Source organism: Ensifer sp. (assembly GCF_035999185.1).
In the GTDB taxonomy this organism is placed as follows: Bacteria; Pseudomonadota; Alphaproteobacteria; order Rhizobiales; family Rhizobiaceae; genus Ensifer.
Genome location: NZ_DASYHB010000154.1, coordinates 1 through 12898, shown reverse-complemented (window position 1 = coordinate 12898; position 12898 = coordinate 1). Strand labels below are relative to the sequence as shown.

General features: G+C 62.3%; 15 protein-coding genes and 1 pseudogene. 5 read left to right on the top strand and 11 right to left on the bottom strand.

Annotated elements, in window-relative coordinates; genetic code table 11:
• Together VGO04_RS20015 and rplQ are read left to right on the top strand one after the other, a co-directional pair.
• Nucleotides 1-514 (top strand): DNA-directed RNA polymerase subunit alpha (locus VGO04_RS20015; RefSeq protein WP_327497714.1); only part of this gene is annotated, 514 nt, incomplete at its 5' end.
• Between the two features lie 44 nt (nt 515-558).
• Nucleotides 559-984 carry a 50S ribosomal protein L17 gene (rplQ, locus tag VGO04_RS20010; RefSeq protein WP_291158616.1) on the top strand — a complete coding sequence of 142 codons (426 nt, stop codon included), beginning with the start codon at nt 559-561 and terminating at the stop codon, nt 982-984.
• Between the two features lie 176 nt (nt 985-1160).
• Here rplQ and msrQ read toward each other — a convergent pair whose 3' ends face one another.
• Nucleotides 1161-1814, bottom strand: a complete 654-nt coding sequence (msrQ, locus tag VGO04_RS20005) for a protein-methionine-sulfoxide reductase heme-binding subunit MsrQ (protein WP_327497713.1) — start codon at nt 1812-1814, stop codon at nt 1161-1163.
• A 2-nt stretch (nt 1815-1816) separates the two neighbouring features.
• Entirely contained in the window at nt 1817-2758 is a 942-nt protein-coding gene (msrP, locus tag VGO04_RS20000; protein WP_327497712.1) for a protein-methionine-sulfoxide reductase catalytic subunit MsrP, read from the bottom strand.
• 199 nt (nt 2759-2957) lie between these two features.
• Here msrP and VGO04_RS19995 point away from each other — a divergent pair, with 199 nt between their 5' ends.
• From VGO04_RS19995 to sugE, 3 genes are all read left to right on the top strand, one after another.
• On the top strand, nt 2958-4355 hold the full coding sequence (locus tag VGO04_RS19995) for a DegQ family serine endoprotease (RefSeq protein ID WP_327497711.1): 1398 nt from the start codon (nt 2958-2960) through the stop codon (nt 4353-4355).
• Nucleotides 4352-5665, top strand: a complete 1314-nt coding sequence (locus VGO04_RS19990; RefSeq protein WP_327497710.1) for a replication-associated recombination protein A — start codon at nt 4352-4354, stop codon at nt 5663-5665. Before VGO04_RS19995 ends, VGO04_RS19990 begins: the two co-directional genes overlap by 4 nt.
• A gap of 227 nt (nt 5666-5892) precedes the next feature.
• Complete coding sequence (gene sugE / locus VGO04_RS19985; RefSeq protein ID WP_327497709.1) at nt 5893-6207, top strand: quaternary ammonium compound efflux SMR transporter SugE; 315 nt, start codon at nt 5893-5895, stop codon at nt 6205-6207.
• Between the two features lie 118 nt (nt 6208-6325).
• On the opposite strand, the gene VGO04_RS19980 is transcribed toward sugE, so the two are convergent.
• The 9 genes and pseudogenes from VGO04_RS19980 to VGO04_RS19940 all read right to left on the bottom strand — a co-directional run.
• Entirely contained in the window at nt 6326-7111 is a 786-nt protein-coding gene (locus tag VGO04_RS19980; RefSeq protein WP_327497708.1) for an ATP12 family chaperone protein, read from the bottom strand.
• Nucleotides 7104-7769, bottom strand: coding sequence for an HAD-IA family hydrolase (locus tag VGO04_RS19975; RefSeq protein WP_327497707.1), 666 nt, complete (start codon nt 7767-7769; stop codon nt 7104-7106). Before VGO04_RS19975 ends, VGO04_RS19980 begins: the two co-directional genes overlap by 8 nt.
• Nucleotides 7769-8761, bottom strand: coding sequence for an RluA family pseudouridine synthase (locus tag VGO04_RS19970; RefSeq protein WP_327497706.1), 993 nt, complete (start codon nt 8759-8761; stop codon nt 7769-7771). The genes VGO04_RS19975 and VGO04_RS19970 overlap by 1 nt, the downstream gene beginning before the upstream one ends.
• Nucleotides 8762-8976: 215 nt before the next feature.
• Complete coding sequence (gene crcB, locus VGO04_RS19965; protein ID WP_327497705.1) at nt 8977-9354, bottom strand: fluoride efflux transporter CrcB; 378 nt, start codon at nt 9352-9354, stop codon at nt 8977-8979.
• Between the two features lie 26 nt (nt 9355-9380).
• Entirely contained in the window at nt 9381-10214 is an 834-nt protein-coding gene (gene fghA / locus VGO04_RS19960) for an S-formylglutathione hydrolase (protein ID WP_327497704.1), read from the bottom strand.
• A 24-nt stretch (nt 10215-10238) separates the two neighbouring features.
• Nucleotides 10239-10886, bottom strand: a complete 648-nt coding sequence (locus VGO04_RS19955; RefSeq protein WP_327497703.1) for a DUF1345 domain-containing protein — start codon at nt 10884-10886, stop codon at nt 10239-10241.
• A gap of 43 nt (nt 10887-10929) precedes the next feature.
• On the bottom strand, nt 10930-11370 hold the full coding sequence (locus tag VGO04_RS19950; protein ID WP_327497702.1) for a YaiI/YqxD family protein: 441 nt from the start codon (nt 11368-11370) through the stop codon (nt 10930-10932).
• Between the two features lie 134 nt (nt 11371-11504).
• On the bottom strand, nt 11505-12632 hold the full coding sequence (locus tag VGO04_RS19945) for an S-(hydroxymethyl)glutathione dehydrogenase/class III alcohol dehydrogenase (protein ID WP_327497701.1): 1128 nt from the start codon (nt 12630-12632) through the stop codon (nt 11505-11507).
• 94 nt (nt 12633-12726) lie between these two features.
• Nucleotides 12727-12898: pseudogene (locus VGO04_RS19940) on the bottom strand (electron transfer flavoprotein subunit alpha/FixB family protein); the annotation flags it as partial.

The window sequence follows — 12898 nt, the reverse complement described above, 5'->3', positions numbered from 1 at the left end:
CCTGATCCCGGTCGACAGCCTGTACTCGCCGGTCAAGAAAGTGTCCTACAAGGTGGAAAACACCCGCGAAGGCCAGGTTCTTGACTACGACAAGCTGACGATGTCCATCGAGACGGACGGTTCCGTCACCGGTGAAGATGCGATCGCTTTTGCGGCGCGCATCCTTCAGGACCAGCTGTCGGTTTTCGTCAACTTCGACGAGCCGCAGAAGGAAGCAGAGGAAGAGGCAGTTACCGAACTCGCCTTCAACCCGGCGCTTCTCAAGAAGGTCGACGAACTGGAACTTTCTGTCCGTTCGGCCAACTGCCTGAAGAACGACAACATCGTCTACATCGGCGACCTCATTCAGAAGACCGAAGCAGAAATGCTCCGCACACCGAATTTTGGTCGCAAGTCGCTGAACGAAATCAAGGAAGTTCTCGCTTCCATGGGCCTGCACCTCGGCATGGAAGTGCCGTCCTGGCCGCCTGAGAACATCGAAGATCTCGCCAAGCGTTACGAAGACCAATACTAACCATTAGACTGCGGGCGAATGCCTGCAAGTGAAGGAGAATAGCCATGCGCCACGGTAAAGCCGGCCGCAAGCTGAATAGAACCGCCAGCCACCGCAAGGCGATGTTTGCCAACATGGCAGCTTCGCTGATCCAGCACGAGCAGATCGTTACGACGCTGCCGAAGGCCAAGGAAATCCGCCCGATCGTCGAGAAGCTCGTCACGCTCGGCAAGCGCGGTGACCTGCATGCTCGCCGCCAGGCGATCTCGCAGATCCGCGACGCCGCCGTCGTTTCGAAGCTGTTCGACACGATCGCTTCGCGCTACGCCACCCGCAACGGCGGCTACCTGCGCATCATGAAGGCTGGCTTCCGCCACGGCGACAACGCCGCTCTCGCCGTCATCGAGTTCGTTGACCGCGACGTCGACGCCAAGGGCGCTGCTGACCGCGCTCGCGTTGCCGCTGAAGCCGAAGCTGCTGAAGCAGCCTAAGCCGATCGAAGGCAGTGAATTAGAAGCGGCCGGGTGGCAATCACCCGGCCGCTTTTTTTATGGCGCCGTCATTTCTTTAGAGCGTCTTCCAGCTTCGAGTACACCCCGAGGGCGCGCGCGTGCATCTTTCGCCGAGTTTTCTGAAAAGCGATGGTCAAGTCAGCAGCGACCTCTCTTCACGCTTTCCCAGCGGCCGTTCTGACGGGCGCATTGGTCGTTTGCCGCTTGCGCTTGAGATAGGGCTTGCGCACCAGCCGCCAGCAAAGCAGGACCGTGACCAAGCCAAGATAAAGCATCTGCTCCGGCCCGACGACCTTCACCGACATCGCAAAATGCAGGGCGCCGGCAGCGGCGATGACATAGGCGAGCCGGTGTAGCTTGTTCCAGCGTGGCCCTAGCCTGCGGATCGACCAGTTGTTGGAGGTCAGCGCCAGCGGGATCAGCATCACGAGTGCGGCCATACCGATCGTGATGAACGGGCGGCGGGCGATGTCGGCGAGGATGCCCGGGACGTTCAGTCGCAGATCGAGCAGCATGTAAGCCAGGAAGTGCATCAGCACATAGTAGAAGGCGAGCAGCCCCAGCGCCCGGCGATAGCGCAGCCAGTTGATCCCGACGAGATCGCGGATGGGGGTGATCGCCAGCGTCGCGACGAGAAAGCGTAGCGCCCAGATACCAAGCAGATGCTCGAACTCTTTCACCGGATTGCCGGGTAGGCGGCCTGTCGCGCCGAGATAGAAGGCATAGACGGCCGGCAGCAGGCCGAGGCCGTAGAGCGCCCAGACCGAGGCCGAATGGTAACGTTTGGGCAGGGCAGGCAGTTGGGCCATGGTCAATAGTTCGCTCTCAGATCCATGCCGGCATAGAGGCTTGCGACGTCGTCGGCATAGCCGTTGAAGGGCAGGGTATCGCGCCGGTTGGAGCCGAAGAACCCGCCACCGCCAATGCGGTTTTCGGTCGCCTGGCTCCAGCGCGGATGATCGACGGCCGGATTGACGTTGGCGTAGAACCCATACTCGTTGGGGGCGGACAGGTTCCAGGTCGAGGGCGGCTGCGTTTCCGTGAGAGAAATGCGCACGATCGATTTGATGCCCTTGAAGCCATATTTCCACGGGGTGACCAGCCGAACCGGCGCGCCGTTCTGGTTGGGGAGTGTCTTGCCATAGACGCCGACGGAAAGGAGTGTGAGCGGATGGCGGGCCTCGTCGAGCCTCAGACCCTCGCGATAGGGCCACGGCAGCGGCTGGAAGAAACCGGATTGACCGGGCATCTCGGCGGGACGCACGACGGTCTCGAACGAGACATATTTGGCGCTGCCAAGCGGCTCCACCTTGTCGAGCAGGGTTGAAAGCTGAAACCCGGTCCAGGGGATCACCATCGACCACGCCTCAACGCAGCGCATGCGATAGACGCGTTCCTCGATCGGAAACTTCAAAAGCTCCTCGAGACCGAATTCCCCAGGTTTGCCGACGAGGCCGTCGACCTTCACTGTCCAGGGCGTGGGCTTGAAGCCGCTCGAATTGGCTGCGGGATCGCCCTTGCCGGTCCCGAACTCATAAAAGTTGTTGTAGCTGGTGACGTCGGCTTCCGGCGTCAGATCCTCATCGACCATGTACTTGCTTTTGGGCGCGCCAAGAGCGGCCGCCAGGCCCGTGCCGCTTCCTGCGAGGAAGACCCCAGCGGCGGCAGCTCCGAGGAAAGTACGGCGGTTGAGAAAGATGCTCTCCGGGGTGATCTCGGAGGAAACGATTCGCGGTGGGCGGTAGGATGGCATGGACTGTTCCGAACGTGGTTTATGAGCCTTGTCTTGTGCAAACTCACCAGACTTTCGATCACCGTGAAAGAGGCGCCGAACCACGTTTTCGTGTGCTGGGCGTGAAGGCGAGCGCTTTGCGTATCCTGCGTCAGTGTTTGCCTTTTTTCCTGCGAAATCCTATCTGAACGTAACGGCGACGAATAGGAGAATGCTTCACATGATCGTTGGTAAAAGAGCGCTTGTCGCGTTCGCCATTGCTGTTTCTCTCGCCGGTCCGGCGCTGGCTCAGGATGCAAAGACCGTCCCGCAGTCGCGCACCGAAATGCAGCTTTCTTTCGCGCCGCTCGTCAAACAGACGGCAAACGCGGTCGTCAACGTCTACGCCGAGCGGGTGGTCGAGCGCCGCTCGATCTTCTCCGGCGACCCCTTCTTCGAAGAGTTCTTCGGGCAGCGCATGCCGAATCGATCGGAAAAGCAATCGTCGCTCGGCTCGGGCGTGATCGTCGGCAAGAACGGCATCGTTGTGACCAACAACCACGTCATCGAAGGCGCCGATGACATCAAGGTGGCGCTGGCGGACGGCCGCGAGTTTCCGTGCAAGATCGTGCTCAAGGATGACCGCCTCGATCTGGCGGTACTCAAGATCCAGTCCGACGGTCCGTTCGAGGTCGTTCCGCTCGGCGACAGCGATGCCGTCGAAGTCGGCGACCTGGTGCTGGCGATCGGCAATCCCTTCGGCGTTGGCCAGACCGTGACAAGCGGCATCGTTTCGGCGCTCGCGCGCAATCAGGTCTCGTCGGGTGATTTCGGCTTCTTCATCCAGACGGATGCGGCGATCAATCCCGGCAATTCGGGCGGCGGTCTCATCGACATGGACGGCGAGCTCATCGGCATCAACACCGCGATCTTCTCCAAGGGCGGCGGTTCGAATGGTGTCGGCTTTGCCATTCCGGCCAACCTTGTGAAGGTCTTCGTCGCATCCGCAGAAGGCGGTAACGGCGCCTTCGTCCGTCCGTTCATTGGCGCAAGCTTCGAGCCGGTGACATCGGAAGTCGCCGAGGCGCTCGGCCTCAACCGCGCCCGTGGTGCGCTGGTGACTGCCGTCGTTGCCGGAGGGCCGGCGGCCACGGCAGGCCTCAAGCCGGGTCAGGTGATCACAGCGGTCAACGGCATTGATGTCGAGCATCCGGACGCACTCGGTTACCGCCTGACGACGGTCGGCATCGGCCACGAGGCGCGCGTCACCGTGTCGGAGAACGGCAAGCCCCACGACGTGACGATCAAGCTTGATCGTGCGCCGGAAACGTCGCCGCGTGACGAGCGGCTGATCGAAGGCCGCAATCCGTTTGCAGGCGCGGTCGTCGCCAACCTTTCGCCGCGACTTGCCGAAGAACTGCGCATGTCGACCTCGCTTCAGGGCGTCGTCGTCATGGAGATCAACCGCGGCTCGCCGGCTGCGCGCATCGGCCTTGCGCCGAAGGACATCGTCCGCTCGGTCAACGGCACGGCGATCGATACCTCAAAGACCCTGGAGCAGGTCATGGCCGAAGACGCATCCTTCTGGCGCGTCGAGATCGAGCGGGACGGTCAAGTCATCCGTCAGTTCTTCCGATGAGCGATCTCTTTTCAGCCTCCGAGCCGCCCGAAATGGCGTCGGCGAGGCCGCTTGCAGACCGGCTGCGCCCGCGCACGCTTGCCGAAGTCACCGGCCAGGAGCACCTGACCGGGGAAGATGGTGTGCTGTCGCGCATGATCGCCTCCGGCTCCCTCGGGTCGATGATCTTCTGGGGGCCGCCGGGCACTGGTAAGACGACGGTGGCGCGGCTGCTTTCCGGCGAGGCGGGACTCGCCTTCGAGCAGATCTCGGCGATCTTTTCAGGCGTTGCCGACCTCAAGAAGGTGTTTGAAGGCGCACGCGCAAGGCGGATGTCCGGCCGGCAGACCCTGCTCTTCGTCGACGAGATCCATCGCTTCAACCGCGCCCAGCAAGATAGCTTCCTGCCGGTCATGGAAGACGGCACGGTCGTCCTTGTCGGCGCGACGACGGAAAACCCGTCCTTCGAACTGAACGCCGCTCTTCTGTCTCGCGCTCGCGTGCTTACGTTCAAGCCGCATGGCGAAGACAGCATCGAGGAACTGCTGTCGCGCGCCGAACAGGCGGAAGGCAAGAAACTGCCGCTCGACGCGGATGCGCGCGCCAGCCTGATCCGCATGGCCGACGGCGATGGTCGGGCGGCGTTGACGCTCGCCGAAGAGATCTGGCGCGCAGCACGGCGTGACGAGATCTTTGACGCGGCAGCACTCCAGAACATCGTCCAGCGCCGCGCCCCGGTCTACGACAAGGGCCAGGATGGCCACTACAATCTGATCTCTGCCCTCCACAAGTCGGTGCGTGGTTCGGATCCGGACGCTGCCCTCTATTATCTCTGCCGCATGTTCGACGCCGGTGAAGATCCGCTTTATCTCGGGCGTCGGCTGGTGCGCATGGCCGTCGAGGATATCGGCCTTGCCGATCCGCAGGCGCTGGTGATCTGCAACGCCGCCAAGGATGCCTATGACTATCTGGGCTCGCCCGAGGGCGAGCTGGCGCTGGCACAGGCCTGCGTCTATCTGGCGACGGCCCCGAAATCGAATGGCGTCTACACCGCCTACAAGGCGGCGATGCGGTCTGCCAAGGAAAACGGTTCGCTGCTGCCGCCCAAGCACATCCTCAATGCGCCGACCAAGTTGATGAAGGGCGAAGGCTACGGCGACGGTTATCGCTACGACCACGACGAACCGGACGCGTTTTCCGGCCAGGATTATTTCCCGGAAAAAATGGGCCGTCAGACCTATTACGATCCGCCGGAGCGCGGTTTCGAGCGGGAAATCCGCAAGCGGCTGGAGTGGTGGAGCAAGCTGCGCCGCGAGCGCAACGCGCCCTAGAAGCACATCCGCCACGTTTGGAGCGGCATTCTGGGGTGCGCGTTTCTGCTTGCACAGGATCCGAAATAGATAGCCTTGCCACCGACGCAGAGCTGATTTGCCCCCGAACGTCTTGTCGCCGTTGCTGGAGTGTGAGATAGAACCCGCGTTGCAGACGGCTGCACGGCTCGAACGATTGATGCCGAACATCCGCGGGGACGGCCTCGCTCCAAACTTAGGAGTTTGAAATGGCCTGGTTCCTTCTGCTGCTTGCCGGTATCCTCGAAATCGGCTGGGCGATCGGTCTCAAATACACGGACGGCTTTACCCGCGTCACCCCGACGATCCTGACCGTCGGCTCGATGATCCTCAGCATCGCGCTTTTGGGTCTCGCCGTGCGCACCCTGCCGCTTGGTACGGCTTACGCTGTCTGGACGGGTATCGGTACGGTCGGCACCGTCATCCTTGGCATCTTCCTGTTTGCAGAGCCGGCAACCTTCGTCCGCCTCGGCTGCATCGCGCTGATCGTCAGCGGCATTGCCGGGCTGAAGATGGCTGCCTAACGCAGCGTTACTGCATTCGCGTAAGGTCAAGTTATCACTATTGCCAAACAGAGCGGGCTGCGCGTTTTGAAGAACGCGCAGCCCGCAATCATATTCAGTGGTATTTCAGCAGTCTGAGTTAGCGCAGAGCATCCAGAACCGATGCGGCCGCCTGCATTTCTTGCCAGCGGTTTTCGCGACGACGGAACGCTTCCTCGTCGGTTCCCCAATGTTCGATCTGCCAGTCTTCATCGAGATGGGCCGCGGCCCACGTTTCCTCAGCGGACAGACGACCAGAGGCGAAGGCAAGCGCCAGCAGCGCCGACCCCGTCAATGTCGTGACCGTGTGGATGCAGGTGAGGCCGAGCGGGGTTGCGAAAGCGCGTAGACCCTCGGCATAGGCCGCAATCGCTTCTTCCGGCTGTTCCTGATGGATCACGCCTTCGGCGAGGATGAAGCGCGCGCCAAGCGTCGTCTGCGCCCATTCGAGCACCGGGTTCCAGATTTCGTTCTGGCGAGCTACAAGCCCTTCCGGACTGTCAGCGCGATAGCAGATCATGTCGGTTCCGGAGAAACGCAGGATATCGTCAAAGACCGACCGCTGGTCTTTTGCAACGCCGTCAAGCGCGGTGTTGACGATGCGGGTGATCGGCATCCGGCCGGGATCGATGACCTCGGTCTGCGCGTCCCACTCGGCCGCCAGCATATCGGCGAGCTTGCGCGTCGGCACGGCGAGCGGCTGTTTCGCCGGTGTGCGGACGGTGCGACCATCGAGGAGCACATTGTGCGTTTCAGGATCCGTCGAGGCGACGCTGACGTCCTTGTAGAAGCGCTTCGGCAGCGGTTTCAGCATCTGTATCTGGGCGCGGCGGACCGGATCCTCGTGGCTCATCGCACCGCTGAGTTCGTCGCGAATATCAGGCATGATTGTGTTCCATCCATTCAATGATGTCGGCCGGCGTTTGGGCAACGAAATCCGCACCGGCCTCGACGAGATCGGGAACGGATGCATAGCCCCAGGCAACGCCGATGGCCGCGGCACCGGCAGCCTTGGCCATCTGCATGTCGTAGATCGCATCGCCGATGACGACGGTATCCTTCGCATCGATACCGGCTTCAAGGCAGCATTCGGTCACCATCGCCGGATGCGGCTTGGAGGGGCAATCGTCGGCGGTGCGCGATACGAAGAAGACGCGGTCAAAACCATGCGTCTCGGCAATGTGGGTCAGTCCGCGACGCGACTTGCCGGTAACGGCGCCGATCAGGAGCGCGTCCTTCGAAGACAGAGTTTGCATCATGTCGGCGATGCCGGGAAACAGAAGTTCCTGGAACCCGCCTTCGCCGCGAACGCCAGCGAAAATCGACTTGTAATGGGTGGTCATCGCCAGCGCCATGTCGTCGACGTGCTCCCGCCCGAGCAGACGGGCGATGGCGATATCGAGCGTCAGGCCGATGATGCCTTTGGTCGCCGACAGGGGCGGGCGCTCGAGGTCGAATGCCTCGAAGGTGCGCGCCATCACCTCATGGATCAGGCCGCCGCTGTCGACCAGCGTCCCGTCGCAATCGAAAAGCGCCAGCTTCATCAGTCGTCCTCGCCCGGCTCGTTCTCTTCAAAGCCCAACAGGTTCCAGCTCTGGACCATATGCGGAGGCAGCGGCGCGGTTACGCGCAGGCGGCCACCGTCCGGATGCGGGATATCGATATGGCGCGCGTGCAGATGCAGGCGGTTCTGCATGCCGCCGGGCAGGCTCCAGTTGATATCGGCGTCGAAATACTTCGGGTCGCCGAGGATCGGGTGGCCAATGTGCAGGGCGTGCACACGCAACTGATGGGTACGGCCGGTATAGGGCTCCATCTCCAGCCAGGCGAGGTTCTGCGCTGCCTGCTCGCGAACGCGGTAATAGGATATGGCGTGGTCGGCACCGTCGTCGCCGTGCTTGGCGATGCGCATGCGGTCGCCGTCCGGCGTCTGCTCCTTGACCAGCCAGGTCGAGATGCGGTCTTCGCGCTTGCGCGGCACACCTTTCACCAGCGCCCAATAGGTCTTCTTGGTGTCGCGCTCGCGGAAGGCGGCCGTCAGTTTCTGCGCGGCACCGCGCGTGCGGGCAATGACCAGAACGCCTGAGGTATCGCGGTCGAGACGGTGGACCAGACGGGGCTTTTCGCCGCGCTGGTTGGTCCATGCCTCAAGCATCTTGTCGATGTGACGGTTGACGCCCGAACCACCCTGCACCGCGAGCCCAGCCGGCTTGTTGAGCACAATAACCTTCGCGTCCTCGTGCAGCACCATGCGCGACAGCAATTCGCCGTCGGGCGAGTGGCGAAGGTCGCGGCCGGCGATCGGGCCTGTCTTCGTTTCCTTGGCGTCGACGCCCAGGGGAGGGACGCGCACTGTCTGGCCCGGCTGCAGTCGCGTGTCGGATTTGGCGCGGCCGCCGTCTACACGGATCTGGCCGGAGCGCAGGAGCTTCTGCAGCGGACCGAAACCGAGACCCGGAAAATGCACCTTGAACCAGCGGTCGAGGCGCATGCCCGCCTCGTCACCATCCACTTGCCTGTGTTCTATACCTGCCATTTGAGCGAACCTGCCTTCTGTTTCCGCAGCGTCGCGCGTCAGTCCGAAGCACTTGCGTTGGGATGGACGCAAGAAGGACGCTCCAGGTGCGCAAGGGCTGCTGCAATCCTATGACCGCTGCACGATCTTGCCCTTGAAGCGATAGCGGTTGAAAGGGCAATGCAGCAATGCGCCGCGTTTCCTTGGCGGATACGCAGCGCTTGTAGGAGCAGCCTTTAGACTATTGCGCGCATCAGAGCCAGCCCGCTGAAGACGGCTAGCAGCGAAAGCGCGACGCTGGCGACGATATAGGCGAGCGAAAGCATGACATCGCCGCGCTCGACGAGCGTGATCGCATCCAGCGAGAAGGCGGAAAAAGTGGTGTAGCCACCAAGTACGCCGGTGATCAGGAACACCCGCATGTCAGGCGAGGCGCCGAACTTGCGCATGATCACTTCCGCGAGCACGCCGATCAGGAACGAGCCAGTAATATTGACCCCGAGCGTGCCCCAGGGAAAGCCGGGCCCGAAACGACGGACCGTCCAGAGGCCGACGAGGTAGCGCAGGATCGAGCCGAGCGCACCGCCGGCGCCGACGAGAAGGAGTTGGGTCATCGGTCGCTCCGGGCCAAGGCTTGGGATCAGGCCAGTCGTTCGGCATGCCACTTCAGGTGATCGTCCATGAAGGTCGAGATGAAGTAGTAGGAATGGTCGTAGCGCTCATGCATGCGCAGCGTCAGGTCAATGCCGGTTCCTTTGATTGCCTCTTCAAAGAGCCAGGGGCGCAACCCGTTGTCGAGGAAACTGTCGGCCTTGCCCTGGTCGATCAGGAATTCCGGGAAGCGCGCGCCGTCCTTGACGAGGGCGCAGGCATCGTATTTCCGCCAGATGTCGCGGTCGGCGCCGAGGTATTTTTCAAAGGCGCCGATCGACCAGTCCGCGGTCGAAGGCTCGACGATCGGCGCAAAGGCCGAGCAGCTTCTGAAACGTTCCGGGTTCTTGAGCGCAATGGTCATGGCGCCGTGGCCGCCCATCGAATGGCCGAAGATACCCTGGCGGCTCATGTCCATGCGGAAGTGCTGGCCGACGAAGGCGGGCAGCTCCTCGGTGATGTAGCTGTACATCTGGTAGTGCTCGGCCCAGGGCGTTTCGGTGGCGTCGAGATAAAATCCGGCGCCCTTGCCCATCTGCCAGTTGGTCAGTTCGTCAGGGACATCGGTCCCGCGCGGGCTGGTGTCGGGGCAAACGATGATAAGCCCAAGCTCGGCCGCCATGCGCCGGTATTCACCTTTCTCCATGACGTTTGCATGCGTGCAGGTGAGGCCCGACAGGTACCAGAGAACCGGCCGCGGCTCGTAGATCGCCTGCGGCGGCACGAAGACAGCAAAGGTCATCTCGCCCTTGCAGGCTTTGGACTCGTGCGAAAAGACGCCCTGCATGCCGCCGAACGCGGTGTTTTGCGAGAGAACTTTCATGGAATGCTCCTTGGGTAGCGATGCTCAGCCGGCAAGCTGCACAGCCGCGTTGACGGCGGCGGCGACGAGCACGGTGTTGAAGAAGAACGAAACGACGGCATGCATCAAGTTGATGCGGCGCATGGCCGTCGTGGTGATGGCGACATCCGACGTCTGGGCGGTCATGCCGATGACGAAGGAGAAATAGAGGAAATCAAAGCCGCCCGGCTCGGGCGTATCGGGAAAGTCGAGGCCACGCGCCGGCTCCGTTGTCTGCGCTCCGGCAGCGGGCACCCAATATATGTGCGCATAGTGCATGGCGGCCATCATGTGGATCGTCGCCCAGCCGAGCACGACCGAGGCAAAGGCGAGGCCGAGCGCCAGTGCCGATCCCGTCTTCTCGCCGTTGAGAGCGAAGAACAGAGACACGAGCGAGCTTGCCGCCGCCCCGAATGTCACAAGCAGGATGACGACCTCGGGCTCGTCGGTGTTCCTGGCATGGGTTTTCAGGTGCCGGCCGGTCATCATCCGCAGTCGCCGCCAGCACAGGACGAGATAGACGCAGAAAAAGGTGATGGCAGCGCCTTCCAGCGTGAAGCGTTGCGCAAAGAACCAGAGCGGGGGTACGCTTGCGAGCGCGCAAAGTATGGCGGTGTAGAACGGCCAATGCCTGAGCTTCGTCGTCGCTGTCATCCGGATGCCCTTGCGATCTGCAGCGCAAGCGGCTGCCGCAACGTCACTTTTTCGCCTGCCTTGCGAGTCGGTCAAGGGTTTCGAGAAAGGCAGATCGGTCGCGCTGCGTGAAGGCGGCATTATAGCCCTTGCTCTCGCCGGTCTCGCGCAGGTGCTGCCCGAGGTCGCGCATGGCAGAGGCCATGCCGATATTGCCCTTGTCGAAGATGCGTCCTGAAGGCCCGGTAACCAGCGCGCCCGCAGCAACGCAGCGAACGGCAAGCGGCACGTCGGCGGTGACGACAATGTCGCCCTCATGCGCCCGCTCGGCGATCCAGTTGTCGGCCGCATCGAAACCGGCCGAGACGATGACATTGTGCACCATCGGGTCGCGGGAAGGGCGCAGACCGGAATTGGCGACCAGCGTCACCTCGATCCCGTGGCGCTCGGCCACTTTCAGGATTTCCGCCTTTACGGGGCACGCATCGGCATCGACATAGATCATCTTGAATCAATTTCTCAACGGGACTGAAAAGGCGCCGGAAATCAATGGACTCCGGCGCCATTCTGAATCGGATCATGAGCAACTCCAGGAAAAGTGTGAAGCGGTTTTCCGTCCGGAGTTGCGTCATTTCCAGCTTAGTACAGAACGACCGAGCGGATGCTTTCGCCGGAATGCATCAGCTCGAAGCCCTTGTTGATATCTTCGAGCGGCATGGTGTGGGTGATCATCGGGTCGATCTCAATCTTGCCCTCCATGTACCAGTCGACAATCTTAGGCACGTCGGTGCGGCCGCGGGCGCCGCCGAAGGCCGTGCCCATCCAGGTGCGGCCGGTGACGAGCTGGAACGGACGCGTGGAGATCTCCTGGCCGGCGCCGGCAACGCCGATGACCACCGACTTGCCCCAGCCGCGATGCGAGGCCTCGAGTGCCTGGCGCATCACCTTGGTGTTGCCGGTGCAGTCGAAGGTGTAGTCGGCGCCGCCGATCTGGTCGGCCCCGCGCTTGGTCATGTTGACGAGGTAGGGCACGATGTCGTCGCCGACCTCCTTCGGGTTGACGAAGTGGGTCATGCCGAAGCGTTCGCCCCAGGCCTTCTTGTCGTTGTTGAGATCGACGCCGATGATCATGTCGGCGCCGGCAAGCCGCAGGCCCTGGATGACGTTAAGCCCGATGCCGCCGAGACCGAAGACGATCGCGGTTGCGCCCATCTCGACTTGTGCGGTGTTGATGACCGCGCCGATGCCGGTCGTCACGCCGCAGCCGATGTAGCAGATCTTGTCGAAGGGCGCGTCCGGGTTGACCTTGGCAACCGCGATCTCCGGCAAGACCGTGTAGTTGGCAAAGGTCGAGCAGCCCATGTAGTGGTGGATCTTGTCCTTGCCGGTCGAGAAGCGCGAGGTGCCGTCCGGCATCAGGCCCTGACCTTGCGTCGAGCGGATCGCGGTGCACAGGTTGGTCTTGCGCGACAGGCAGGACGGGCAGGAGCGGCACTCGGGCGTATAGAGCGGAATGACGTGGTCGCCCTTCTTCACCGAGGTGACACCCGGTCCGACATCGACGACGATGCCGGCACCCTCATGGCCGAGGATCGCCGGAAACAGGCCTTCCGGATCGGCACCCGACAGGGTGAAGTCGTCGGTATGGCAGATGCCGGTCGCCTTGACCTCGATCAGCACTTCGCCGGCCCTGGGGCCTTCGAGCTGAACCGTCATGACCTCGAGCGGCTTGCCTGCCTGAACGGCAACGGCGGCGCGTACATCCATTGTTGGATCCCTCTTGTTGTTCGCGAAGAGCAGGCTGGACCGGGCGCACGCAGCGGCCGGTCCCCGATGGTGGTGTTGTTCGGCGCAAGACCCGTCAGAGCGTCTTTTCGACTTCCGGCAGGACCTCGAAGAGATCGGCAACCAGGCCGTAGTCGGCGACCTGGAAGATCGGTGCCTCTTCGTCCTTGTTGATCGCGACGATGACCTTCGAATCCTTCATGCCGGCGAGGTGCTGGATGGCACCGGAGATGCCGCAGGCGATGTAG